The sequence below is a fragment of the Streptomyces sp. NPDC048338 genome, from assembly GCF_043201055.1.
Taxonomy (GTDB): domain Bacteria; phylum Actinomycetota; class Actinomycetes; order Streptomycetales; family Streptomycetaceae; genus Streptomyces.
Map to the genome: position 1 here is coordinate 141390 of NZ_JBICYQ010000005.1, position 22745 is coordinate 164134.

Annotated in this window: 24 protein-coding genes; 11 read left to right on the top strand and 13 right to left on the bottom strand. The window is 70.4% G+C overall.

From position 1 onward, the window contains the following. Nucleotides 1–24: 24 nt before the first annotated feature. The 4 genes from ACGFZF_RS13865 (at nucleotide 25) to ACGFZF_RS13880 (ending at nucleotide 4609) form a co-directional block, all read left to right on the top strand. Nucleotides 25–2574 carry an ATP-binding protein gene (locus ACGFZF_RS13865; protein WP_393553971.1) on the top strand — a complete coding sequence of 850 codons (2550 nt, stop codon included), beginning with the start codon at nucleotides 25–27 and terminating at the stop codon, nucleotides 2572–2574. Nucleotides 2575–2635: 61 nt separating this feature from the next. After that, nucleotides 2636–3322 carry a response regulator gene (locus ACGFZF_RS13870; RefSeq protein ID WP_393553973.1) on the top strand — a complete coding sequence of 229 codons (687 nt, stop codon included), beginning with the start codon at nucleotides 2636–2638 and terminating at the stop codon, nucleotides 3320–3322. Between the two features lie 138 nt (nucleotides 3323–3460). Continuing rightward, entirely contained in the window at nucleotides 3461–3859 is a 399-nt protein-coding gene (locus ACGFZF_RS13875; protein ID WP_356604130.1) for an OB-fold nucleic acid binding domain-containing protein, read from the top strand. Nucleotides 3860–3862: 3 nt separating this feature from the next. Continuing rightward, nucleotides 3863–4609: a DUF3159 domain-containing protein gene (locus ACGFZF_RS13880; RefSeq protein ID WP_356604128.1), complete on the top strand. Its 747-nt coding sequence runs from the start codon at nucleotides 3863–3865 to the stop codon at nucleotides 4607–4609. A 153-nt stretch (nucleotides 4610–4762) separates the two neighbouring features. On the opposite strand, the gene ACGFZF_RS13885 is transcribed toward ACGFZF_RS13880, so the two are convergent. Together ACGFZF_RS13885 and ACGFZF_RS13890 are read right to left on the bottom strand one after the other, a co-directional pair. Beyond that, complete coding sequence (locus ACGFZF_RS13885) at nucleotides 4763–5446, bottom strand: TrkA family potassium uptake protein (RefSeq protein WP_147976788.1); 684 nt, start codon at nucleotides 5444–5446, stop codon at nucleotides 4763–4765. Then, a complete protein-coding gene (locus tag ACGFZF_RS13890; protein WP_356604124.1) occupies nucleotides 5446–6114 on the bottom strand; it encodes a TrkA family potassium uptake protein in 669 nt (222 codons plus the stop codon). Before ACGFZF_RS13890 ends, ACGFZF_RS13885 begins: the two co-directional genes overlap by 1 nt. 234 nt (nucleotides 6115–6348) lie before the next feature. Here ACGFZF_RS13890 and ACGFZF_RS13895 point away from each other — a divergent pair, with 234 nt between their 5' ends. After that, the gene (locus ACGFZF_RS13895) at nucleotides 6349–8397 is read left to right on the top strand and encodes an APC family permease (RefSeq protein WP_393553977.1); all 2049 of its coding nucleotides are present in this window, start codon (nucleotides 6349–6351) and stop codon (nucleotides 8395–8397) included. Between the two features lie 85 nt (nucleotides 8398–8482). Continuing rightward, nucleotides 8483–9811 carry a class I SAM-dependent RNA methyltransferase gene (locus ACGFZF_RS13900; RefSeq protein WP_393553979.1) on the top strand — a complete coding sequence of 443 codons (1329 nt, stop codon included), beginning with the start codon at nucleotides 8483–8485 and terminating at the stop codon, nucleotides 9809–9811. Nucleotides 9812–10310: 499 nt separating this feature from the next. Here the strand turns inward: ACGFZF_RS13900 and ACGFZF_RS13905 are convergent, their stop codons facing one another. Further along, nucleotides 10311–11138 carry a PhzF family phenazine biosynthesis protein gene (locus tag ACGFZF_RS13905; protein WP_392625589.1) on the bottom strand — a complete coding sequence of 276 codons (828 nt, stop codon included), beginning with the start codon at nucleotides 11136–11138 and terminating at the stop codon, nucleotides 10311–10313. A gap of 268 nt (nucleotides 11139–11406) precedes the next feature. Beyond that, nucleotides 11407–11820 (bottom strand): MerR family transcriptional regulator, encoded by a 414-nt coding sequence (locus tag ACGFZF_RS13910; RefSeq protein WP_392625591.1) that lies wholly within the window; start codon nucleotides 11818–11820, stop codon nucleotides 11407–11409. Nucleotides 11821–12241: 421 nt separating this feature from the next. Here ACGFZF_RS13910 and ACGFZF_RS13915 point away from each other — a divergent pair, with 421 nt between their 5' ends. Then, complete coding sequence (locus ACGFZF_RS13915; protein ID WP_392625592.1) at nucleotides 12242–13732, top strand: SulP family inorganic anion transporter; 1491 nt, start codon at nucleotides 12242–12244, stop codon at nucleotides 13730–13732. A 260-nt stretch (nucleotides 13733–13992) separates the two neighbouring features. Here ACGFZF_RS13915 and ACGFZF_RS13920 read toward each other — a convergent pair whose 3' ends face one another. Together ACGFZF_RS13920 and ACGFZF_RS13925 are read right to left on the bottom strand one after the other, a co-directional pair. Further along, on the bottom strand, nucleotides 13993–14460 hold the full coding sequence (locus ACGFZF_RS13920; RefSeq protein ID WP_392625594.1) for an SRPBCC domain-containing protein: 468 nt from the start codon (nucleotides 14458–14460) through the stop codon (nucleotides 13993–13995). Continuing rightward, entirely contained in the window at nucleotides 14457–14768 is a 312-nt protein-coding gene (locus tag ACGFZF_RS13925) for an ArsR/SmtB family transcription factor (RefSeq protein WP_392625595.1), read from the bottom strand. Before ACGFZF_RS13925 ends, ACGFZF_RS13920 begins: the two co-directional genes overlap by 4 nt. Before the next feature lie 104 nt (nucleotides 14769–14872). Here ACGFZF_RS13925 and ACGFZF_RS13930 point away from each other — a divergent pair, with 104 nt between their 5' ends. Together ACGFZF_RS13930 and ACGFZF_RS13935 are read left to right on the top strand one after the other, a co-directional pair. Beyond that, the gene (locus ACGFZF_RS13930; protein ID WP_392625597.1) at nucleotides 14873–15292 is read left to right on the top strand and encodes an SRPBCC domain-containing protein; all 420 of its coding nucleotides are present in this window, start codon (nucleotides 14873–14875) and stop codon (nucleotides 15290–15292) included. A 15-nt stretch (nucleotides 15293–15307) separates the two neighbouring features. After that, nucleotides 15308–15748 (top strand): SRPBCC family protein, encoded by a 441-nt coding sequence (locus ACGFZF_RS13935; protein WP_392625599.1) that lies wholly within the window; start codon nucleotides 15308–15310, stop codon nucleotides 15746–15748. Nucleotides 15749–15763: 15 nt separating this feature from the next. Here ACGFZF_RS13935 and ACGFZF_RS13940 read toward each other — a convergent pair whose 3' ends face one another. From ACGFZF_RS13940 to ACGFZF_RS13955, 4 genes are all read right to left on the bottom strand, one after another. Further along, nucleotides 15764–16102 (bottom strand): TfoX/Sxy family protein, encoded by a 339-nt coding sequence (locus ACGFZF_RS13940; RefSeq protein WP_392625601.1) that lies wholly within the window; start codon nucleotides 16100–16102, stop codon nucleotides 15764–15766. 376 nt (nucleotides 16103–16478) lie between these two features. Continuing rightward, nucleotides 16479–17162: a hypothetical protein gene (locus ACGFZF_RS13945; RefSeq protein ID WP_392625603.1), complete on the bottom strand. Its 684-nt coding sequence runs from the start codon at nucleotides 17160–17162 to the stop codon at nucleotides 16479–16481. Continuing rightward, complete coding sequence (locus tag ACGFZF_RS13950) at nucleotides 17159–17605, bottom strand: MerR family transcriptional regulator (RefSeq protein ID WP_392625605.1); 447 nt, start codon at nucleotides 17603–17605, stop codon at nucleotides 17159–17161. Before ACGFZF_RS13950 ends, ACGFZF_RS13945 begins: the two co-directional genes overlap by 4 nt. A 168-nt stretch (nucleotides 17606–17773) precedes the next feature. Beyond that, nucleotides 17774–18679, bottom strand: a complete 906-nt coding sequence (locus ACGFZF_RS13955) for an NADP-dependent oxidoreductase (protein WP_393553985.1) — start codon at nucleotides 18677–18679, stop codon at nucleotides 17774–17776. A 193-nt stretch (nucleotides 18680–18872) separates the two neighbouring features. Between ACGFZF_RS13955 and ACGFZF_RS13960 the strand changes: the two genes are divergently transcribed. Then, nucleotides 18873–19793 carry a helix-turn-helix transcriptional regulator gene (locus tag ACGFZF_RS13960; protein ID WP_392625609.1) on the top strand — a complete coding sequence of 307 codons (921 nt, stop codon included), beginning with the start codon at nucleotides 18873–18875 and terminating at the stop codon, nucleotides 19791–19793. Between the two features lie 153 nt (nucleotides 19794–19946). On the opposite strand, the gene ACGFZF_RS13965 is transcribed toward ACGFZF_RS13960, so the two are convergent. From ACGFZF_RS13965 to ACGFZF_RS13975, 3 genes are all read right to left on the bottom strand, one after another. Next, entirely contained in the window at nucleotides 19947–20780 is an 834-nt protein-coding gene (locus ACGFZF_RS13965; protein WP_392625611.1) for a Na+/H+ antiporter NhaA, read from the bottom strand. A gap of 123 nt (nucleotides 20781–20903) precedes the next feature. Continuing rightward, nucleotides 20904–21239, bottom strand: a complete 336-nt coding sequence (locus tag ACGFZF_RS13970; RefSeq protein WP_392625613.1) for a DUF3040 domain-containing protein — start codon at nucleotides 21237–21239, stop codon at nucleotides 20904–20906. A gap of 189 nt (nucleotides 21240–21428) precedes the next feature. After that, on the bottom strand, nucleotides 21429–22316 hold the full coding sequence (locus tag ACGFZF_RS13975) for a slipin family protein (RefSeq protein ID WP_392625615.1): 888 nt from the start codon (nucleotides 22314–22316) through the stop codon (nucleotides 21429–21431). Between the two features lie 240 nt (nucleotides 22317–22556). On the opposite strand from ACGFZF_RS13975, the gene ACGFZF_RS13980 reads away from it, so the two are divergent. After that, nucleotides 22557–22721 carry a hypothetical protein gene (locus ACGFZF_RS13980; RefSeq protein ID WP_392625617.1) on the top strand — a complete coding sequence of 55 codons (165 nt, stop codon included), beginning with the start codon at nucleotides 22557–22559 and terminating at the stop codon, nucleotides 22719–22721. The last annotated feature ends 24 nt before the right edge of the window (nucleotides 22722–22745 follow it).

The window sequence follows — 22745 nt, forward strand, 5'->3', positions numbered from 1 at the left end:
AATCCCCGGACGTATGGTCGAGCCATGGGTGGACGCGGCAAGCTACGGATCTACCTCGGTGCTGCCCCGGGCGTCGGCAAGACGTACGCGATGCTCTCCGAGGGACACCGGCGCGTCGAGCGCGGCACGGACTGCGTCGTCGCCTTCGTCGAGCACCACGACCGCCCGCGCACCGAGGTCATGCTGCACGGGCTGGAGCAGGTACCGCGCCGCTCCCTGACCCACCAGGGCGCCGCCTTCACCGAGATGGACGTGGACGCGGTCCTGGCCCGGCGGCCCGCCGTCGCCCTCGTGGACGAGCTCGCCCACACGAACGTGCCCGGCTCCCGAAACGGCAAGCGCTGGCAGGACGTCGAGGAGCTGCTCGCCGCCGGCGTCGACGTCATATCGACCGTCAACATCCAGCACCTGGAGTCACTCGGCGACGTCGTGGAGTCGATCACCGGGGTCCGCCAGCGCGAGACGCTGCCCGACGAGGTCGTCCGCCGCGCGGACCAGATCGAGCTGGTCGACATGTCGCCCGAGGCGCTGCGCCGCCGCATGGCGCACGGGAACATATACAAACCCGACCGCATCGACGCCTCGCTGTCGAACTACTTCCGGCCCGGCAACCTGACCGCGCTGCGCGAGCTCGCCCTGCTGTGGACGGCCGACCGGGTCGACGAGTACCTCCGGCAGTACCGGGGCGAGCACAACATCCGCTCCACCTGGCAGGCCCGCGAGCGGATCGTCGTCGGTCTCACCGGCGGTCCCGAGGGCCGCACCCTCATCCGGCGCGCCGCCCGCCTCGCCGAGAAGGGCGCCGGCGGCGAGGTGCTCGCCGTGTACATCGCCCGCAGCGACGGGCTCACGGCCGCCTCGCCCAAGGAGCTGGCGGTGCAGCGCACCCTGGCGGAGGACCTCGGCGGAACGTTCCACCACGTCATCGGCGACGACATCCCCTCGGGCCTGCTGGAGTTCGCCCGGGGCGTCAACGCCACCCAGATCGTCCTCGGCTCCAGCCGCCGCAAGACCTGGCAGTACGTCTTCGGCCCCGGCGTCGGCCAGACCGTCGCCCGCGAGTCGGGACCCGACCTCGACGTCCACATCGTCACCCACGAGGAGGTCGCCAAGGGACGCGGGCTGCCCGTCACCCGCGGCGCCCGCCTCGGCCGCCCCCGGATCATCTGGGGCTGGGTCGTCGGCGTCGGCGGTCCGGCGCTGCTCAGCCTCCTCCTCACCCATGTCGACGCCGACCTCGGCCTGGCCAACGACATGCTGCTGTTCCTGGCCCTCGCGGTGGCCGCCGCACTGCTGGGCGGGCTGCTGCCGGCCCTGGCCTCGGTGGTCTTCGGCTCCTTCCTGCTGAACTGGTTCTTCACCCCGCCGGTGCACCGGATCACGATCGCCGACCCCCGGAACATCGTCGCCATCGCCGTCTTCTTCGGTGTCGCCGTGTCGGTGGCCTCGGTGGTCGACCTCGCCGCCCGGCGCACCCACCAGGCCGCCCGCCTGCGCGCCGAGTCCGAGGTGCTCTCCTACCTCGCCGGCAGCGTGCTGCGCGGGGAGTCGAGCTTGGAGGCCCTCCTGGAGCGGGGCCGGGAGACCTTCTCGATGGAGTCGGTCGCCCTGCTGGAACGGGCGAGCGACGTCGACCCGTGGACCTGCGCGGCGAGCGTGGGCACCCGGCCCGCCGCCCGCCCCGAGGACGCGGACGTGGACATGCCCGTCGGCGAGCACCTGGCGCTCGTGCTCACCGGCCGGGCCCTGCCCGCCGAGGACCGGCGGGTGCTCGGCGCCTTCGCGGCACAGGCCGCGGTCGTCCTCGACCGGCAGCGACTCGTCGGAGAGGCCGAGGACGCCCGGAAGCTCGCCGAGGGCAACAAGATCCGGACCTCGCTGCTGGCCGCCGTCAGCCACGACCTGCGCACCCCGCTCGCCGCGATCAAGGCCGCCGTCTCCTCGCTGCGCTCCGACGACGTCGAATGGTCCGAGGCGGACCGGGCCGAGCTCCTGGCCGGCATCGAGGACGGCTCCGACCGGCTCGACCACCTCGTGGGGAACCTCCTCGACATGTCCCGCCTCCAGACCGGCACCGTCACCCCGCTGATCCGCGCCGTCGACCTGGACGAGGTCGTGCCCATGGCACTCGGCGGAGTCCCGGACGGCAGCGCGGAGCTGGACGTCCCCGAGAGCCTGCCGATGGTCGAGGTCGACAAGGGACTCCTGGAGCGGGCGGTCGCCAACATCGTCGAGAACGCCGTCAAGTACAGCCCGCCCCAGGTGCCGGTCGTCGTCGCCGCCAGCGTGCTGGGCGACCGGGTCGAACTGCGGGTCGTGGACCGCGGGCCGGGAGTGCCCGACGAGGACAAGGACGGCATCTTCGAACCGTTCCAGCGCTTCGGGGACGCCCCGCGCGGCTCCGGCGTCGGCCTCGGCCTCGCCGTCGCCCGGGGCTTCGTCGAGGCGATGGGCGGCACCGTCACGGCCGACGACACACCGGGCGGGGGCCTGACGATGACCCTGACCCTCAAGGCCGTACGCGGACGGCCGCCGGCGGACGCGCCGGAACTGCCCGCCCGGGCCGCACCCTGACCGCGCACCGCACCGCACCGCACCGCCCACTGAGAGCCGTACAGAGAGAAGGACTGCTTCGATGACCCGGGTTCTCGTCGTCGACGACGAGCCGCAGATCGTCCGCGCGCTGGTGATCAACCTCAAGGCGCGGAAGTACGAGGTGGACGCGGCGGCCGACGGCGCGACCGCCCTCCGGCTCGCCGCCGAACGCCATCCCGACGTGGTCGTCCTCGACCTGGGGCTGCCCGACATCGACGGGGTCGAGGTCATCAAGGGCCTGCGCGGCTGGACCCGGGTGCCGATCCTGGTGCTCTCGGCCCGGCAGACCTCGGACGAGAAGGTCGAGGCCCTCGACGCGGGCGCCGACGACTACGTCACCAAGCCCTTCGGCATGGACGAGCTGCTGGCCCGGCTGCGCGCCGCCGTGCGGCGGGCCGAACCGGTCGGCGGCGCCGAGGACGGCGTCGTCCTCGTCGAGACGGCCGGCTTCACCGTCGACCTCGCGGCCAAGAAGGTCCACCGCGACGGGCGGGACGTCCGGCTCACCCCCACGGAGTGGCACCTGCTGGAGGTCCTCGTCCGCAACAGCGGCCGCCTGGTCAGCCAGAAGCAGCTCCTCCAGGAGGTCTGGGGGCCCTCGTACGGCACCGAGACGAACTACCTGCGCGTGTACATGGCCCAGCTGCGGCGCAAGCTGGAGGCCGACCCCTCGCACCCGCGTCACTTCGTCACCGAACCGGGCATGGGCTACCGCTTCGAGCGCTGATGCGAACGCCGCGGCGGCGGCCCGTCCGGCCACCGGTGCGGCGACCGTCCCGGGGCGGGACCGAGGCGGGATCCGAGGGCGGGAGAGCCGTGGGAAGCGGCCGGTTCCCGTGGGGAGGAGGGCCGGTACGCTTTCTGTATGAGTGCTGCACCGCGTACAGAGAAGCCGGCCGGGCGCTTCCGGCGGATGCTCGACCGGCTGTCCACCTCCCAGGAGGAACTGGAGTCCGAAGAGCTCCAGGAGGACGCCCAGGCGTCGGGGTGCACGCGTATCTCCGACTGTTCCGACCGCCAGGTGGTCAAGGTGACTGGTACCTTGCGCACGGTCACCCTGCGGCCGCGGGCCGGCGTGCCCGCGCTGGAGGCCGAGCTGTTCGACGGCACGGCCCCGCTGGACGTGGTGTGGCTGGGCAGGCGGTCCATCGTGGGCATCGAACCGGGCCGCAAGCTCATCGCCTCCGGCCGGATCTCCATGAGCCACGGCCGGCGGGTCCTCTTCAATCCCAAATACGAGCTCCGACCGCTCGGACAGGAGTAGCCGGTGACGTCCCTCGACAAGCCGACCACCGATCAGGCGGCGCAGGACGCCAAGGACGCCCAGGCCTCGAAGGAGGTCACCGAGGCCGCGCTGTTCGAGGCCTTCGGCGGCGTGCGCGGCATGGTCGAGACCGTCGTGCCCGGTCTGCTGTTCGTGACGATCTTCACGATCAACAAGGACCTGCACATCTCGGCGATCGCCGCGCTCGCGGTCTCGCTGGCCCTCGTCGTGGTCCGGCTGATCCGCCGGGACACCGTGAAGCACGCCTTCAGCGGCGTCTTCGGCGTCGCCTTCGGTGTGGTCTTCGCGATGATGACCGGCAACGCGAAGGACTTCTACCTGCCGGGCATGCTGTACACGCTGGGCCTCGCCCTCGCCTACATCATCACCACGCTCGCCGGCGTGCCGCTGATCGGTCTCATCCTCGGGCCGGTCTTCAAGGAGAACCTCTCCTGGCGCACCCGCAACCCCGGCCGCAAGAAGGCGTACGCCAAGGCGAGCTGGGCGTGGGGCCTGATCCTGCTCGGCAAGTGCGCGATCCTCTTCCCGATGTACTGGTGGGCCGACACGACCAAGTTCGGCTGGGTGCTGGTCGCGCTGAAGATCCCGCCCTTCCTGCTGGCCGTCTACCTCACCTGGGTCTTCCTCGCCAAGGCGCCGCCGCCGATCGACGTCTTCGCCGAGATGGAGGCGGAGGAGGAGGCCGAGAAGGCCCGCAAGGCCGAGGCGGCGCAGCGCCCGGAGGCGTAGCCGCCCGCCCGTGACACCTGGCACGGCCGGGGGCCGTGACGGCGAAGGGGCTGTGAGGAAGCGATTCCGCTTCCTCACAGCCCCTTCGTTCGTCCCGGTGCCGGATCCGCTCGCCGGGACCGCGGCCCCGGCCGGAGCCGGCCCCCGCCCGCGTCAGCCGGCGGACGACTCCTCGCCGCGGCGGACCGACAACAGGTCCTCCAACTGCTCCTCGCGCGCCTGCGCGGCCACGAACAGCAGCTCGTCGCCCGCCTCCAGCGTCTCCTCCGCGCTCGGGGTCAGCACCCGGGAGCCGCGGATGATGGTCACCAGCGAGGTGTCCTGCGGCCAGGCCACGTCGCCCACCGACGTCCCCGCGACCGCGGACTCCGGCGGCAGGGTCAGCTCCACCAGGTTGGCGTCGCCGTGGCTGAAGCGCAGCAGCCGGACCAGGTCGCCGACGCTCACCGCCTCCTCCACCAGGGCCGACATCAGACGCGGCGTCGAGACGGCGACGTCCACGCCCCAGGACTCGTTGAAGAGCCACTCGTTCTTGGGGTTGTTCACCCGGGCGACCACCCGCGGCACGCCGTACTCGGTCTTCGCGAGCAGCGAGACGACCAGGTTCACCTTGTCGTCACCGGTCGCCGCGATCACCACGTTGCAGCGCTGCAGCGCCGCCTCGTCGAGCGAGGTGATCTCGCAGGCGTCGGCCAGCAGCCACTCCGCCTGCGGCACCCGCTCCACCGAGATGGCGGTCGGGGCCTTGTCGACCAGCAGGACCTCGTGGCCGTTCTCCAGGAGCTCGCCCGCGATGGAACGGCCCACCGCACCCGCGCCCGCAATAGCGACACGCATCAGTGACCGCCCTCCTCAGGACCCTCGGCGAAGGCCGCCTCGACCTTCGCGATCTCGTCCGTACGCATCATCACGTGCACGAGGTCGCCCTCCTGCAACACCGTCTGCGAAGAGGGGAGAATCGCTTCGCCCAGCCGGGTGAGGAACGCCACGCGCACCCCCGTCTCGTCCTGCAGGCGGCTGACCTTGTGGCCGATCCACGCGGGCGATGTGTGCACCTCGGCCAGCTGGACGCCCCCGCTCGGGTCGCTCCACAGCGGCTCCGCGCCGGACGGCAGCAGCCGCCGCAGCATCTGGTCGGCGGTCCAGCGGACGGTCGCGACGGTCGGGATGCCGAGCCGCTGGTAGACCTCGGCGCGCCGCGGGTCGTAGATCCGCGCGGCCACGTTCTCGATGCCGAACATCTCGCGCGCGACCCGCGCGGCGATGATGTTGGAGTTGTCGCCGCTGCTCACCGCGGCGAAGGCGCCGGCCTCCTCGATCCCCGCCTCGCGCAGCGTGTCCTGATCGAAGCCCACGCCCGTGACGCGGCGTCCGCCGAAGCCGGAGCCCAGACGGCGGAAAGCCGTCGGGTCCTGGTCGACGACCGCGACGGTGTGGCCCTGCTGTTCCAGGGTCTGCGCGAGAGCGGCTCCCACTCGCCCGCAGCCCATGATGACGATGTGCACGTCCCCTTACCCCGCACTCCTGATCGCCTTGCTGACCTGCGAATACACCCTGCTCACAACTTTCCTCACCCGACTGGCCCGGGCCACGGCGGGCAACGCCCTGCCGTGTTGCCCGCTCCGAGCTTATGCGGCAACGCCTACCGCGACCTCATCCGAGGTGGTACGCAGGGAGATTCGGTGCGGATCGGGGGTGCCGGTGGGCGTGGCGGTTTTCGAACGCTTACGATCCTCTGCGTGCCCAAACTGACCGACGTGCCCAAACGAATCCTCATCGGGCGGGCCCTGCGCAGCGACAAGCTCGGGGAAACACTCCTCCCGAAGCGCATCGCGCTCCCCGTCTTCGCCTCCGACCCGCTCTCCTCGGTGGCGTACGCACCCGGCGAGGTGCTGCTCGTCCTCTCCATCGCGGGCCTGTCGGCGTACCACTTCAGCCCGTGGATCGCGCTGGCCGTCGTCGTCCTGATGTTCACCGTCGTCGCCTCGTACCGGCAGAACGTCCACGCCTACCCGAGCGGCGGTGGCGACTACGAGGTCGCCACCACCAACCTCGGCCCGAAAGCCGGACTCACCGTCGCCAGCGCGCTGCTCGTCGACTACGTCCTGACCGTCGCCGTCTCCATCTCCTCGGGCATCGAGAACCTCGGCTCGGCCATCCCCTTCGTCGTCGAGCACAAGGTGCTCTGCGCGGTCGCCGTCATCGTGCTGCTGACCCTGATGAACCTCCGCGGAGTGAAGGAGTCGGGCAGCCTCTTCGCCATCCCGACGTACGTCTTCGTCGCCGGCGTCTTCATCATGATCGCCTGGGGCGCCTACCGGGGGATCGTCCTCGGCGACACCATGCAGGCCCCCACCGCGGACTTCGAGATCAAGCCCGAGCACCAGGGCCTCGCCGGCTTCGCGCTGGTCTTCCTGCTGCTGCGCGCCTTCTCCTCCGGCTGTGCCGCCCTCACGGGCGTCGAGGCGATCTCCAACGGCGTCCCCGCCTTCCGCAAGCCGAAGTCGAGGAACGCGGCCACCACCCTCGCCCTCATGGGCGGCCTGGCCGTCACCATGTTCTGCGGCATCATCTTCCTGGCCATGGCCACCGACGTGCGGATGGCCGAGAAGCCCGCCCAGGACCTGCTGCTGAACGGCGTCCCGGTCGGCGAGAGTTACGTCCAGGACCCGGTCATCTCCCAGGTGGCCGCCGCCGTCTTCGGCGACGGCACCTTCCTCTTCGTCGTCCTCGCCGCGGCCACCGCCCTCGTCCTGTTCCTGGCCGCCAACACGGCGTACAACGGCTTCCCGCTCCTCGGCTCGATCCTCGCGCAGGACCGGTACCTGCCCCGGCAGCTGCACACCCGTGGCGACCGCCTCGCGTTCTCCAACGGAATCGTCCTGCTGGCCGGCGCCGCCGCGCTGCTCGTGTGGCTCTACGGAGCCGACTCGACGAAGCTCATCCAGCTCTACATCGTCGGCGTGTTCGTCTCCTTCACCCTCAGCCAGATCGGCATGGTGCGGCACTGGAACCGCCACCTGCGGAGCGAGAAGGACCAGGCCAAGCGCCGGCACATGATCCGCTCCCGTGCGATCAACACCTTCGGCGCCTTCTTCACCGGCCTCGTCCTGGTCGTCGTCCTCGCCACCAAGTTCACCCACGGCGCCTGGGTCGCGCTGCTCGGCATGGTGATCTTCTACGGGACGATGACGGCGATCCGCCGCCACTACGACCGTGTGGCCGAGGAGATCGCGGCGGCCGAGGAACGCCCGGACGAGTACGTCCGCCCCTCCCGGGTCCGCTCCGTCGTCCTGGTCTCCAAGCTGCACAAGCCGACGCTGCGGGCGCTCGCCTACGCCAAGCTGCTGCACGCCCACGAACTGGAGGCGCTGAGCGTCAACGTCGACCCGGCCGAGACCAAGGCGCTCAAGGAGGAGTGGGAGCGGCGCGGCATCAACGTCCCGCTCAAGATCCTCGACTCGCCGTACCGCGAGATCACCCGCCCGGTCATCGAGTACGTCAAGAGCATCCGCCGGGAGAGCCCGCGCGACGCCGTCTCCGTGTACATCCCGGAGTACGTCGTCGGTCACTGGTACGAGCACCTGCTGCACAACCAGAGCGCCCTGCGGCTCAAGGGCCGGCTGCTGTTCACCCCCGGCGTCATGGTGACCTCGGTGCCCTACCAGCTGCAGTCCTCCGAGGCCGCCAAGAAGCGGGCGAGGAAGCGCCAGGACTGGAACGCGCCGGGATCCGTGCGCCGCGGCCCCGTCGAGAAGCGGGCCAAGGAGCCGACCGCCAAGAGCTGAGGCCGAATCCGTCCCCACGGGCACGTAGACTGGTGGGCTGCCGCTGCGGCAGCCCACCTCTCTCATTCTCTGGAGTCTCCCCGTCATGCAGAACGCATCTGAGTCGTCGCTCGTCGGGGAGGAGTACGAGGTCGAGGTCGGCCCCGTCGCACACGGTGGCCACTGCATCGCCCGCACCGAGGAAGGCCGCGTCCTCTTCGTCCGCCACGCCCTGCCGGGCGAGCGGATCGTCGCCCGCGTCACCGAGGGCGAGGAGACCTCCCGCTTCCTGCGGGCGGACGCCGTCACCGTCCTCGAAGCCTCCAAGGACCGGGTCGAGGCGCCCTGCCCCTTCGCCGGGCCGGGCAAGTGCGGCGGCTGCGACTGGCAGCACGCCAAGCCGGGCGCCCAGCGCCGCCTCAAGGGCGAGGTCATCGCCGAACAGCTCCAGCGCCTCGCCGGGCTCAGGCCCGAGGAGGCCGGCTGGGACGGCACCGTCATGCCGGCCGAGGGCGACAAGCTCCCGGCAGGCGAGGTCCCGCAGTGGCGCACCCGCGTGCAGTACGCGGTCGACACCGAGGGCCACGCGGGCCTGCGCCGCCACCGCTCGCACGAGGTCGAGGTGATCGACCGCTGCATGATCGCGGCCGAGGGCGTCTCCGAGCTCGGCATCGAGAAGCGGAACTGGGAGGGCATGGCCTCCATCGAGGCGATCGCGGCCTCCGGTTCCTCCGACCGCCAGGTGATCCTCACCCCGCGCCCCGGCGCGCGCCTCCCCCTGGTGGAGCTCGACAAGCCGGTCTCGGTCATGCGCGTGGACGAGAAGGACGGCGGCGTCCACCGCGTCCACGGCCGCGCCTTCGTCCGCGAGCGCGCCGACGACCGCACCCACCGCGTGGGCAGCGGCGGCTTCTGGCAGGTCCACCCGAAGGCCGCCGACACGCTCATGAAGGCCGTCATGCAGGGCCTCCTCCCGCGCAAGGGCGACACCGCCCTCGACCTCTACTGCGGCGTCGGCCTCTTCGCGGGCGCCCTCGCGGACCGGGTCGGTGACCAGGGCGCCGTCCTCGGCATCGAGTCCGGCAAGCGCGCGGTGGAGGACGCCCGCCACAACCTGGCCGACTTCCCGCGCGTCCGCATCGAACAGGGCAAGGTCGAGTCGGTCCTGCCGCGCACCGGCATCACCGACGTCGACCTCATCGTCCTGGACCCCCCGCGCGCCGGCGCCGGCAAGCAGACGGTCAAGCACCTCGCGGGCCTCGGCGCCCGCCGCATCGCCTACGTCGCCTGCGACCCGGCGGCCCTGGCCCGCGACCTCGCCTACTTCAAGGGGGGCGGCTACCGGGTCCGCACCCTGCGCGCGTTCGACCTGTTCCCGATGACCCATCATGTCGAGTGTGTCGCGATCCTTGAGCCTGCCGAAAAGGGCCGCTGACCTGCCGTTTCCCCGAGTGTGCGTTATGGGCGTTAGGTGCGTTAGGTGCGATATCTTGACGCATATTCGACGCACGTGACGCACGTTTGACGCACGGACGGCGCGGATTCTGATGGGTCGTCATGCGTGCTTGGCGACCGTCGGTGGACCCGTCAGCTGTGGGGTCGGAGGCGTCCTGAAGCGGCTGGAGCACTGGCTGCCGAGCTGTTGGCTACCCCTGCCCCATCCGCTTCTCGGTAGTGACGTTCCGTGAGGCCAGGTGAGGTGTCCGGTCCGTGTTGTGTCAGGGGCCGTACGGGCTCCAATGCCCGAGAATGGGCCTGAGATCGTCGTCTCGGGGTGTGGGGATGTCGGGAGCCGGGGCGGTGTGTTCAGCGGGTCGAGGCGCTCCACGCATGCCGAGGCGAACCTCGCACCGTTCCAATACCTCGACGGCTTCTCTAAGCCCCGCCGCATTCAGAAACGGCTCGGCTACCTCAGCCCCATCGAGTTCGATCAGTCAGGCGTGCAGGGTCCCGTCGAGGACGGTGACTGCGTGCCCGGTGAGATGGACGCGGTCACCGTACACGGCAGTCCTGACCAGCCCGGTGCGCGCGGATGCCTGTAGGCCGGTGAGCCCGTCGCGGCCGATCCGCGTCGACCAGTAGGGGGCCAGTGCGGTGTGGGCGCTGCCGGTTACCGGATCCTCGGAGATGCCCTCGGCGGGTGAGAAGAAGCGGGAGACGAAGTCGTACCCAAGGCCGGCACCGGGCGCCGGGGCCGTGATGATGACGCCGCGCAGATCCTCGCGGCGGGTTACGTCGGCCATCGCGTCGAGGTCGGGGGTAACGGCCCGGACGGTGGCCTCGTCGGGCAGGACGGTCAGCAGATCGCGGAGCGCACCGGTGCGGAAGGTGGCCTCCGGCTTTACTCCCAGGGCTTCTGGCAGGCCTTCCGGCACCGGTACTTCGGTGCCGGGTGCGGCGGGGAAGTCGAGGGTGATGCTGCCGTCCTCCTGTGCGTGCGCGGTGAGGGTGCCGCTGAACCGGCTGCGGAAACGCAGCGTGCCGACAGCCCCTCGCTCCCGCCGTAGTGTGTGCGCCGTGGCCAATGTGGCGTGGCCGCACAGATTGGTCTCGACGAGCGGGGTGAACCAACGGATCTCCCAGTCGGCGTCGTCGCCGACCGGGAGCTGCCGGGCGAAGGCGGTCTCCGAGTGGTTCAGTTCGGCGGCAACCTGCTGCATCCAGGCATCTTCGGGCCAGGCTTCGGCGTCGAGCAGGCATACGCCCGCAGGGTTGCCGGCGGAGGGCCGGTCTGTGAAGGCGTCTACGACGTGGATACGCATGCCGCGACTGTATCGACGCCAATCACGGCTACGCGAAGTCCAATTTGAGAGAAGTGGACTTGCTCTCCGTCCTGAGCTTCACCCGATCTGTGCCGCGAAGGCAGGCGGCAGGTGAGTCAGTTGGGGCGAGCAGCCGACCTCCGCGTTCCGGCTCGAGCGGACTCGCCGCGCATGGGCGACACCGTCCCAGAGGCCGGCTGCGGCGATGAGCGCGCTCCTGGCCGCCTTCCTGTGGCTCAGCGCGCATCGCGCTCGCCGTACGCCTCCGTCAGTTTCGAGCCTTGGTCGCGTTGTGCTCCAGGCGCGTGCGGAGGGTGTTAGCGAATTCCTCGGCGCGGGAGAGCTGGATGCGGAGCCTGTCGATCTGCTCGACGGCAGCCTGCTCGTACGTGCGGACGCGTTCCAGAAGGGCTTCGCACTCGGTGCCGTCGAGTTCGGTCGCGGCGTCGAGGCGATCGGTGGCGTCCAGGAGGTCGCGCATCTGGTCGAGGCTGAAACCGAGGGGCTTCATGCGGCGGATGACCATGAGCCGCTGCACGTCGTTCTCCGTGTAGAGGCGGAAGCCGCCCTGGGAGCGGGCGGAGGGCGCGACGAGGCCGGTCTCCTCGTAGTGCCGGATGGTCCGCAGGGACAGCTCGGTCCGTGTGGCGACCTCGCCGATCTGCATGTGCTTGCCGTTCACGCCCGTGATCCTCTGGCCTTTCGTCGTCGGCGGTTTCGGCCCGGGTGGGCGCCACCGTTCTCTACCCTAACGTTAGGGTAGAGTTTTTGGATGAGGGCGGTCGCGCCGCGATCTCCCTCATGGTGCCTGTCGGGGGCGACGGCGCCCTTGGTGAAGTTTCGATTCTTGCAGGAGAGAAGCGTGCGCGAGCCCTTGACGCCTGTCGGCGCCGCCTGCCCGCCGTGACGCTTCGCCCTTGGACGTGAGCCCCGGCGCAGTCGCGGGCGCGCTCCGTTCCTTCCCGTTTTTCCGGCTCCGCGACGACGGAGTCGTCTCGCGGGGCGCCGGCCCGGCCCCTCCGCGTCCTCCCGCCCGCCCTGGCCTGCCCCATGGGTGTGCCCGAGTACGAAGGTTCCCTCCCTTGTCTTTCGACGCTTCTGCTGTGTCCCCGGCCACGCGCCTGCGTGGCCTGAAGCCCGACTGGTTGTCCGATCCGAGGGTGTGGCGTACCGAGGTGCTGGCCGGCCTGGTCGTCGCGCTCGCGCTGATCCCGGAGGCGATCTCGTTCTCGATCATCGCCGGAGTGGATCCGGCGATCGGGCTCTTCGCCTCCTTCACTATGGCCGTGGTGATCTCCGTCGTCGGCGGACGGCGGGCGATGATCTCGGCGGCGACGGGTGCGGTCGCGCTGGTGATCGCACCGCTGAACCGGGAGCACGGCCTGGGGTACCTGATCGCGGCCGTCATCCTGGCCGGTGTGTTCCAGGTCGTGCTGGGCTCGCTGGGGGTGGCGAAGCTGATGCGGTTCATCCCGCGCTCGGTGATGGTCGGCTTCGTGAACTCCCTGGCCGTCCTGATCTTCATGGCCCAGGTTCCGGAGATGCGGGACGTGCCGTGGGCCGTGTACCCGCTGATCGCGGCCGGGCTGGCGCTGATGGTGTTCTTCCCCAAGGTGACCACCGTGGTCCCGGCCCCGCTCGTGTCGATCACGGTCCTGACCGTCATCACGGTCGCGGCCGGCATCGCGGTACCGGCCGTGGGTGACAAGGGCGCGCTGCCGTCCTCCCTGCCGGTGCCGGGCCTTCCCGACGTGCCGTTCACCATGGAGACCCTGACGACGATCGCCCCGTACGCGTTCGCGATGGCGCTGGTCGGCCTGATGGAGTCGCTGATGACCGCGAAGCTCGTCGACGAGATCACCGACACCCACTCCAGCAAGACCCGCGAGTCCATCGGCCAGGGGATCGCCAACATCGTCACCGGCTTCTTCGGCGGCATGGGCGGCTGCGCGATGATCGGCCAGACGATGATCAACGTGAAGGTCTCCGGTGCCCGTACCCGCCTTTCCACCTTCCTCGCGGGCGTCTTCCTGATGGTGCTGTGCGTCGCCTTCGGCCCGGTCGTCTCCGACATCCCGATGGCCGCCCTGGTTGCGGTCATGATCATGGTCTCGTTCGCGACCTTCGACTGGCACTCCATCGCGCCGAAGACCCTCAGGCGGATGCCCGCCGGGGAGATCGGCGTCATGGTCATCACCGTGGTGTGCGTGGTCGCCACGCACAACCTCGCGATCGGCGTCGTCAGCGGCTCCGTGGCCGCCATGGTCGTCTTCGCCAAGCGGGTCGCCCACCTCGCGGAGGTCACCGCCGTGGTCGACCCCGACGGCACGACGGTCGTCTACCGGGTCACCGGCGAGCTGTTCTTCGCCTCCTCCAACGACCTCGTCGGTCAGTTCGACTACGCGGGCGACCCGGGCCGGGTCATCATCGACCTCTCCTCCGCACACATCTGGGACGCCTCCTCCGTGGCCGCCCTCGACGCAGTCGAGATGAAATACGCCCAGCGCGGCAAGACCGTCGAGATCACCGGCCTCAACGACCCCAGCGCCCGGCTCCACGGCAAGCTCAGCGGCGAGCTCGCAGCCGGCCACTAAGGGCCTGCCGATCATCAAGGCCCCCCTTCGTTTCCCGTGTCTCTGCGCGCACCGCACCCGGTCCTCGGACCGACCGACCTGCACGGATGAAGGATCGATCTGCACGACGAAGGACCAGACGAAAGGTAGAGCTGCAAAACGAAGCGTTCGTGGTCGAAGGACAACATGGCCGAAGAGCAGTTGGGGCCAAGGTGTGGGCCGGTGCGCACGAAGGTATCTCTGGTCATGCGCCACGGCCGGGGTTGTTGCACTTTGAAGGCTCAGTGCGCAGGCTGCTGCATCCAGGCGTCGGGCCCGGGATCGTCGCCTTCGGCTCGGACCGCGAGGCGGTCGACGTAGTGCTGCCAGCCCTCGGCGTGGGCTGCACACGCCTCGGGTCCGGGCAGGCCGCTGTGGACCAGGCGCAGCAGGGTGCCGCCGGGGACGGGTTCGAGGGTGATCTCCACGGTGCTGGAGCCGGGCGGGACGGGCATGGCGCCGCCCTCCCAGCCCCAGGTGAAGACGAGCCGCTTGGGCGGGTCGACGGTGAGGAAGTGGCCGGAGGCGACGTTCTCTCCGGTGACGCGGGTGCGGTAGGCGCCGCCGGGTTCGAAGGAGAAGGTGCCGTCGGCGCCCATCCAGGACAGCCACTTCTTCCGGTCGGTGAAGAAGCCGAAGACGGTCTCGGGGCGGGCGGCGATGTGCCGTTCCAGGGTGACCGTGTCGGTGGGTGTCGAGGGGGTCGTCATGAGGGGGTCTCGTTCCGTTCGGCCTCTTCGGCGAGCCGGGCCAGGGTGTCGAGCTTGGTGCCCCACATGGCCCGGAGGTAGTCGGCGAGCGGGCCCAGCGCCTCCCGGTCGGCCCGGTAGAACCGCTTGGTCCCGTCCTTGCGCAGCGTAACCAGCCCGGTGTCGCGCAGCACCTTGAGGTGCTGGGACACGGCCCCGAAGGTGACCTCGAAACGGGCCGCGATGTCCCCCGCGGACAGCTCGTCGTCCCAGATCAGCCGCAGAATCTCGCGCCGCCTGGGTTCCGCTATGACCTGCACCGCGTCCATGCCTTGAATTTTAGTCCAGGCTTCAGCTTGCCGTCTCGACAGGCTTATTTTAGTCTGGACTTAAATAAGCCCCATGGGAACCAGAGCACCACCAGGAGCACGACATGACCACCGCGATCACCTACGAGACCGACATCGCCACCGACCGGGCCCGCGTCCTGGAGGGCCTCAACACCCACGACGGCCTCACCGGCTGGTGGACGAACGACGTGAACCGAAAGGGCGACGTCCTGTACTTCAACTTCCCCGGCGTGCCCGAGCCCTTCCAGCTCCGCCGAGAGCGGGCCGACGAGGAACGCGTCGTCTGGACGAACATCGGCGCCTTCCCGCCCCACTGGGCAGGCACCACCATCACCTGGGAGCTGGCCGAGACCGCCGAAGGCACCCGCCTCGTCTTCGTGCATTCCGGATTCCCGGACGGCGAGGCCGAGGTCCCGATGATCAGTGAGACCTGGGGCCTGCTGATGACCCGCCTGAAGGACTACGCCGAGACGGGCACGCCCGAGCCCTTCTTCACCGTCTGAGCCCGGAACATGCCGATGAAGGTCGATGTCCTGACCGAGACCGTGATCGCCGCGCCGTGCGAGCGGGTCGCCGCCTACGCGGCCGACCCCTCGCGCGCGCCGGAGTGGTACGAGAAGATCGCGTCCGTCGAGTGGCAGACCCCGCCGCCCGTCGCGGTCGGCTCTCGGATGGCGTTCGTCGCCCGGTTCCTCGGCCGGCGCCTCGCCTACACGTACGAGGTCACCGCGTACGAGCCCGGTCGGCGGCTGGTGATGCGGACCGCCGAGGGCCCCTTCCCCATGGAGACCACCTACACCTGGGAGCCGTACGGCGACGGCTCGGGCCACACGCGCATGACCCTGCGCAACCGAGGCGAACCCCGCGGCTTCGCCTCGCTCGCCGCCCCCGCCATGACCGCCGCAATGCGTCGCGCACAGAACCAGGATCTCGCCCGGCTCAAGACCCTCCTGGAGTGACCCGCCTGAGCGCCGTCACTTGGGCGGGAGCGTGCTCGCGAAGCCCACGGCCGTGGTGATCCAGTGGTCGAGGACCTGATCCTCCGCGAGCGCGGGGCCGCCGACGGTCACCCAGCCGCGTATCGGCTTGCCGGTGAAGTCCATCGGGCGGGCCTCCGGGCGGGTCAGGGCCTCCTCGGTGTGCTCGGGGCCCACCCGGGCGATGAGCTCGTCGCCGACCACGCCTACGGTCATGTTCCCGCCCAGCAGGAATGCCGGGCCGCCGAACATCCGCTTCTCGGTGATCTGCAGCCACTCTCCGAGCCGCTCCCTGATCCGCTGGGCCAGCCCTTCGTCGTACGTCGTGGAACCCACTCTCCCGCACGGCCGGACGACGCGCCGTGCGCGAGAGTGGGTGTCAGCCGGCGGCCTGAGCACCGCCCTGGAACGCAAGGCGGCGCTCCTGGACTTCCCACTGCCGGGCTGAGACCAGTGGCCCGACTGGAGGGGCCCTGTCCGGGTAGCGCTTGCCGGGGAAGCACGGCAGGCGTCGCCTCAGCCCATCATGATCAGGCATGGGAGGACCGCACCGCCTCCTGTGCGCAGCTCATGCTCTGTAGTCGAAGTCGCCAAAAATCTCCTGAGTTATTCGTCCTCTCGCGCGGCCCCGCTCTTCCCGCCGCAGGTCCGGTGACGGGAAGGCGTGGGCGGGCCGCCCGAACGTACGGGCGGCCCCGGCGTGTTCGGACGGCTACGCCGCCTCGGCCAGCGGGGCCGAGGCTGGGGCGGAGGCCCTCAGCCGACGGATGAAGACAGCCGCCAGCAAGCCCATGAGCAGCAGGATCGGCAATGCCTCCAGGGGTGCCAGTTCGGGACGGGCCACGCCGGCCACGGTGACGAGCACGAAGGCGCCCGCGGCAGCGATCGCCGCGCGCAGCAGCCGGGTGTTCGCGGGCAGCGCCAGGGCGAGCAAAGCGATGCCGGTGGTCGCGGCGGCGGTCTTGAGCTGGGCGATCACGTACAGGGTCATCACCGGTGCCGTCGTGAGCGGCTCCGCTGCGGACGCCTGCGCCGCGTGGACGGCGAGCACGGCGTTCTCCACCATGTCCAGGGCTCCGGCCGTGATCATCGCGGCGAGGCTGAGCGTGCCGAGCGGGCGGGAGATGGTCAGGGCCCTGGCCGCGGCGAAGGTCGTCATGTAGGCGACGACGAAGAGGGTGTCGAAGGCCATCCACAACAACACGGCGTCCGGGCTGCCGTTGAGGGGCCGGAGGAACTCTTCCAGGGACAGCGGCAGGTCGGTGGGCTGGAGGTGTACACCCGGGTGAACGGCGGTAAGGGCCGGGAAGGCCACCGCACATGTGAAGGTCACAAGAGCCCCCACCAGGCCGGCGCGGTGGAGAGCCCGGGCCGCGGGTGTCAGGGGTCGGGTCATCGGGTGTGCTCCGTTCTGGAGGCCGGAAGGACGGTGCCCGTGGTCCAGTGGTCCCCGCCCCGGTGGGACTCCATCTGCCCGACGACGTGGACGAGCCGGTCGCGCAGCACGGTGAGGTCCGTCAGCTGCCGCTCCACGTTCACGATGCGCCCGCGCAACAGCTCCACGGCGTGGTTCACCGGGCAGTCCGCGACCTGCTCGCAGGCGTCTGCCAGCTCCTTGATCTCCTCCAGGCTCAGCCCGAGGCGCTGACCGACCCGGATGAAGTCGAGCCGGTCCAGGGCCTCGGGCGGGTAACGGCGGTGGTCACCGCTGGTCCGCTCCGCGGGCGGGAGGAGCCCCTCCCGCTCGTAGAAACGGATGGCGTCCACCGAGACGCCACCGGCGCGCGCCAAGGCTCCGGTGCTGAGCCGGGACAAGCCCGGAAGGATTGCTGTGGTCATGTCCCTGACGCTAGATCCTGGACATGACTCCAGCTTCAACCTTCCCTCTGGTGACCTCTGTCACAGTGCATGTGGCGCGCGTCCCAGCCTGCGATCGCCCGCGGAGGGGCGAGGGTGCCTCTGGCTTCCGGGACGGAGCCGGCGGGTGTGTGGTCGGCTGCCGGTGCTTCACAGGCTCAGGACCAGCTTGCCGCGTACCCGGCCCTCCGTGCTGATGCGGTGTGCTTCGGCCGCCTTCTCCAGAGGGAGGACGGACTGGATCTCGACGTGCACGGCGCCGGAGTCGATGAGGGTGCCGATGTGGCGCAGGGCCTCGCCGTCGGGGGTGACGATGATGCGGTGGGCTGTGATGCAGGGCAGACGGTGTGCCTCGTCGACGGGTTCGGGGAGCGTGATGAGGGTGCCGCCGGGCCGCAGCAGTCGCCATGACGTGTGCTGCACCGGGCCTCCGACGGTGTCAAGGACGATGTCGAAGGGGTCCGAGGCGGTCAAGTCGGTTGTCGCGCGGTCGACGGGCTCGTCGACGCCGAGCCGGCGCAGGAAGTCCAGGTTGCGGGCGGAGGCGGTCGCGGTGACGTGCGCCCCGAGGTGCCGGGCGAACTGGACGGCGAAGTGGCCGACACCCCCGGCGCCCGCGTGCACCAGAACACGTGCCCCGGCGTTCACTCCGGCCGCCTCCAGGGCCTGCCATGCCGTGAGCGCGGCCAGGGGTACGGCGGCGGCCTCCGCGTAGGAGAGCCGGGCCGGCTTGGGCGCCACTGCGGAGGAGGGCAGGACGGCCAGTTCCTGGTACGCGCCGCCGTACGGCAGCGGCAGCATCCCGTACACGGCCTCGCCGACCGCCGGGCCGCCCGGCGCCGTGGCCCGCACCACCCCCGCCACGTCCCAGCCCATCCCCAGCGGGAACGGCCGGTCGCTGCGGACCGCTCCCTCGCGGTGCTTCCAGTCGACGGGGTTGACGCCGGCGGCCATGACCTCCACCAGGATCTCGCCGTCCGCGGGGGTCGGTGACGGCCGTTCTGTGAGCTCCAGAACGCTTTCGTCGCCGTACCGGGAGAAGACCACTGTACGCATCGAAGATGCTCCTGCTCTGTTGGGTGTCTGTTCGTGTCCGTCGCGGCTGTCGTACCGGCGACGGGGTCCATGCTGCGGGCCTGGAGGAGGCGCAGCCAGTCCCCCCGAGTACCAGGCGAGGAGGCCCGGCACGGGGCTGGGGGGTACTGGCAGGGACAGGCTGCCGGGCGCCGGGCGACGGATACTGGCGGGCATGAACTCAGCCAACGAGCTCGGCAGTTTCCTGACGTCACGGCGCGCCCGGGTGACTCCGGCGGCGGCCGGAATCCCCGTCACCGGCCGGCGACGGGTCGCGGGGCTGCGCCGCGAAGAGGTCGCCGAGCTCGCGGGCGTGAGTGTCGTCTACTACACGCGCCTGGAACAGGGCCGCGCCCACCATCCGTCCGACTCCGTACTGGATGCCCTGGCGCGGGTTCTGCGGCTCGACACTGCCGAGCGTGCGCATGTGAACGACCTGGCGCACCGGCCCCGCGCCCGCAGCGCCGCCGATCCGGCCCCGGCCGATGCCGCGGACCCCATACAGGACGGGTGCGTACGGGACGGGCTCCGGCGCCTGCTGGCCGCCGTGGGAGCCGTCCCGGCATACGTCCTCAGCCCCGCGATGGACGTACTCGACGCCAACGACCTGGCCCGCGCACTCATCCGCGCCCCGGCTGCGGTTACCGGTGGGCGACTCAACCTCGCCCGCCACGTGTTCCTCGACGCCACTGCCCGGGAGCTGTACCCGCGTTGGGAAGACGTGGCCCGCCAGACCGTAGGCTTCCTGCGCTTCTGTGCCGGACGCCGGCCCGGTGACGTGCGTCTGGCCCGGATCGTTGCCGAACTGTCCGGCCGCAGTGCGGAGTTCCGTTCCCTGTGGGCGGAGCAGGAGGTGGGCAAGGAGCCGTACGGCTTGAAGACTTTCCGGCACCCCGTCGTCGGCGGATTCGACCTCGCCTACGAGACGCTCGCGCTTCCCGGGGGCGAGGACCGGTCCCTGGTCGTCTTCACCGCCCCCGACACCCGCGCGGACACCGCGCTGCGCCTGCTCGGCAGCTGGGCGGTGTCCGCGGCTCCGGCAGGCGCGCCCGCATCGCCCCACTCGCCGCGAGTGCGCTCACCGAAGCCGCACTGACCTGCCTCGATCGCTCTCGTGGACAACACCGGCCAGCCACTCTGACCGGCGGTCCGGGACTACCGACGGGTGGGTGGGCAGGCTTGCATGTGCGGGTGAGACGGCGCCGGCTCCCCGGATCAGCGCCAGGGCCGCGCCTGACGCGTACTACGGTCAGCGGCTGCTGCCGCCCGTCGCGGCCCCGGGGTTATCGGCGCCGCCGTTGCCCGAGGCGTGCTCCTCTTCGTCGGACAGGTGGCGGTAGACGGCGTTGCGGCGCCGGAGCACGGCGCCGGCGGCCGCTGCGGAGATGAGTGAGGTGATCAGTACCGCGGCCTTGACGGATTCCGCGTTGACTCCCCCGGGGAAGGCGAGTTCACCGAAGAGCAGGGCGATGGTGAAGCCGATGCCGGCGAGCGCTGCGAGCCCGAGGACGTCGGCCCAGGCCAGTTCGGGGTTGAGCCGGGCGTGGGTGAAGCGCGCGGGGAGGAAGGCGCGCAGGGAGGCGGGCAGGTGGGTGGAGATCACGGCGAGGACGGCGAGCGCGAAGGCGATGTCGGTTGCTACGGGGACGGCCCAGCCCTCCGGGCTTCCCCCACCCGTTGCGGAGACGAGTACGTACAAGCCGGCGGGGACGGCCATGCCGCAGAGCGCGGCCACGATGGGCAGGGCGGCCGTGGCCGGGGCGCTCAGCTCGCCGCGGACGAGTTCGCGCTTGAGCTCGATGCCCGCGGCGAGGAAGAAGATGGCGAGCAAGCCGTCGGCGGTCCAATGGGCGACGGACAGGTGGAGACCGAGGGCAGACGGGCCGAACTCGAACTCTTTGACGTGTTCGTAGCTGTCGGCGAGCGGGCTGCTGGCCCACACCAGCGCGATGACGGCCGCGGCCAGCAGGACGAGCCCGCCAAACGTCTCCGCACGGAGGATCTCGGCCAGGGAGCGGCGCTCGGATCCTGGCAGCAGCCCCAGGAACGGCGGCGGTCCGGCACCCTGCCGCTTCCTGGTCATGACGCAGCGCCTTCCGGGGGTCGGCCGCTGACGGCGCTACGCCGGGCACTGTGACGCTCCTTCCACCGTAACCGCCGTCCGCTCGCTGAACACAGCAGTGCCGCCGTACTGGAATGCCTGCCGCTACGGCCGGGTGGGAGGCGCGCCGCCCGAGCGTGCTCGCCGGTTGCGGTACCAGCCCCGCAGGTACAGAGCCATGGTGACGAGCAGCGAGACCCAGGCGAGGGCGAAACACCAGATCAGCATGGGTGATGAGGTCGCGGCGGCAGCCACCAGCAGGCCGAGGCAGAGTACGGCCAGGATGCAGATGATTCCCGCCGCGAGGGGAGGCCACGCGATAACGCGCCGCCGGGACGTGGAGCGGAGCGTGTGCTGGAGCTCGACGTCAGCTTCCAGGGTCTGCTCGATGTCCGCCAGGATTTTGCGTTCCTGAGGCGACAGCGCGGGTCCCTCATCCATCCAAACCACCTCCGCTGTGTGCGAGGTGCCGGGCATGTACTCATTTTCGCCCCTCAGGACAGGTTCTTCCGCACGAACACCGGCCGGCCTGCCGGCGCCCGGGTGCCGAGTGCACGCCGGCCACCGCCGCACGTGACCCGGTCGGGCGTCGTCCCGAGAGTCGGTTCCGCTCACGGTGATGCCGGCACCTCAGCTGCGCAGCGCATCGGGTACTCCTGCGAGGGGCGGTCGGGCAGAGACGAGAGGCTCGCCGTCCGCCGGGCTCGCCATCTGCATCGCCGTTCGGGAGGACGTCTGTTCTGCCGGGTCCTGGTGATGGGCCCCGGCCCGTTCGAGGAAGCGCAGGAGCTCGACCGGGAAGGGCAGGACCAGGGTGGAGTTCTTCTCGGCGGCCACGGCCACGACGGTTTGCAGAAGCCGCAGCTGCAGGGCGGCGGGCTGTTCGGACATGACCGCCGCCGCCTGCGCGAGTTTCCGGGAGGCCTGGAGTTCGGCGTCGGCGTTGATCAGGCGGGAGCGGCGCTCCCGGTCGGCCTCGGCCTGACGGGCCATGGAGCGCTTCATGCCCTCGGGCAGGGAGACGTCCTTGATCTCGACCCGGTCGATGGTCACGCCCCACTCCACGGCCGGACTGTCCATCATCACTTCCAGGCCCTGATTCAGCTTCTCCCGGTTGGACAGCAGTTCGTCGAGGTCGCTCTTGCCCAGGATCGAGCGCAACGAAGTCTGCGCCATCTGCGATACGGCGAATCGGTAGTCCTCCACGCGGATGATCGCGTCCACGGGGTCGACGACCTTGAAGTAGATCACCGCGTCCACCCGTACGGTCACGTTGTCCCTGGTGATGCCGTCCTGGGCCGGCACCGGCATCGTGACGATCTGCATGTTCACCTTGTGCATCCGGTCGACCACGGGAACGACCATGGTGAACCCCGGCCCGCGGACGGACCCCATCAAGCGGCCGAAGCGCAGCACGACTCCCCGTTCGTACTGCCTGATCACCCGGGCGGCAGCCGCCAGGTACAGCGCTGCGGCGATGCCCGTCACGACCAGACCGGTCAGCAGTCCTTGCAGCATGACATTCACCAACAATCATGAAGCTTTACCTCTTTTTGGCATTCTTCCCGTTGCGTGGTGGAGTACCCGTGTGGGTGGGGCCCGGCGGTGTGCGGGTGCTGGCCGGTGGCCCGAGGACGGCGGTGCGTGCGCGTGTGAAACCGGGTGCGGAGGGCAGGAGCCGCAGGTGAGAGTGCTGATGCCGCCGGCTTGGTCTGGCTATGCGCGTCGCGCGCTGGTGACGGAAGGGAGGTGTTGGCCGTGGTGTTCTTCTTCGTCCTGGTGGCGGTGGCCTTCGTTCTCGGGATCGTGGGAGCGGCGGTCGACGGGCTGGCGTTCCTGGTCGCGGTCGGTGTCGTGGTCGCCGCCATGCTCATCGCCGCCAGGCGCTGGTCCACCCCCACGCGACGGCGCCACTTGAGGTAGCCGGCCGGCGGACGGGAGATGCCA

Excerpts from the sequence above, each read along its gene's own strand:
- ACGFZF_RS13960 (WP_392625609.1), top strand. The coding sequence starts at position 18,873 with ATGAACTCAGCCAACGAGCTCGGCAGTTTCCTGACGTCACGGCGCGCC.
- ACGFZF_RS13900 (WP_393553979.1), top strand. The coding sequence starts at position 8,483 with ATGCAGAACGCATCTGAGTCGTCGCTCGTCGGGGAGGAGTACGAGGTC.
- ACGFZF_RS13920 (WP_392625594.1), bottom strand. The coding sequence starts at position 14,460 with ATGACGACCCCCTCGACACCCACCGACACGGTCACCCTGGAACGGCAC.
- ACGFZF_RS13905 (WP_392625589.1), bottom strand. The coding sequence starts at position 11,138 with ATGCGTATCCACGTCGTAGACGCCTTCACAGACCGGCCCTCCGCCGGC.
- ACGFZF_RS13930 (WP_392625597.1), top strand. The coding sequence starts at position 14,873 with ATGACCACCGCGATCACCTACGAGACCGACATCGCCACCGACCGGGCC.
- ACGFZF_RS13955 (WP_393553985.1), bottom strand. The coding sequence starts at position 18,679 with ATGCGTACAGTGGTCTTCTCCCGGTACGGCGACGAAAGCGTTCTGGAG.
- ACGFZF_RS13935 (WP_392625599.1), top strand. The coding sequence starts at position 15,308 with ATGAAGGTCGATGTCCTGACCGAGACCGTGATCGCCGCGCCGTGCGAG.
- ACGFZF_RS13870 (WP_393553973.1), top strand. The coding sequence starts at position 2,636 with ATGACCCGGGTTCTCGTCGTCGACGACGAGCCGCAGATCGTCCGCGCG.
- ACGFZF_RS13970 (WP_392625613.1), bottom strand. The coding sequence starts at position 21,239 with ATGGATGAGGGACCCGCGCTGTCGCCTCAGGAACGCAAAATCCTGGCG.
- ACGFZF_RS13865 (WP_393553971.1), top strand. The coding sequence starts at position 25 with ATGGGTGGACGCGGCAAGCTACGGATCTACCTCGGTGCTGCCCCGGGC.
- ACGFZF_RS13885 (WP_147976788.1), bottom strand. The coding sequence starts at position 5,446 with ATGCGTGTCGCTATTGCGGGCGCGGGTGCGGTGGGCCGTTCCATCGCG.
- ACGFZF_RS13965 (WP_392625611.1), bottom strand. The coding sequence starts at position 20,780 with ATGACCAGGAAGCGGCAGGGTGCCGGACCGCCGCCGTTCCTGGGGCTG.
- ACGFZF_RS13950 (WP_392625605.1), bottom strand. The coding sequence starts at position 17,605 with ATGACCACAGCAATCCTTCCGGGCTTGTCCCGGCTCAGCACCGGAGCC.
- ACGFZF_RS13925 (WP_392625595.1), bottom strand. The coding sequence starts at position 14,768 with ATGGACGCGGTGCAGGTCATAGCGGAACCCAGGCGGCGCGAGATTCTG.
- ACGFZF_RS13975 (WP_392625615.1), bottom strand. The coding sequence starts at position 22,316 with ATGCTGCAAGGACTGCTGACCGGTCTGGTCGTGACGGGCATCGCCGCA.
- ACGFZF_RS13945 (WP_392625603.1), bottom strand. The coding sequence starts at position 17,162 with ATGACCCGACCCCTGACACCCGCGGCCCGGGCTCTCCACCGCGCCGGC.
- ACGFZF_RS13875 (WP_356604130.1), top strand. The coding sequence starts at position 3,461 with ATGAGTGCTGCACCGCGTACAGAGAAGCCGGCCGGGCGCTTCCGGCGG.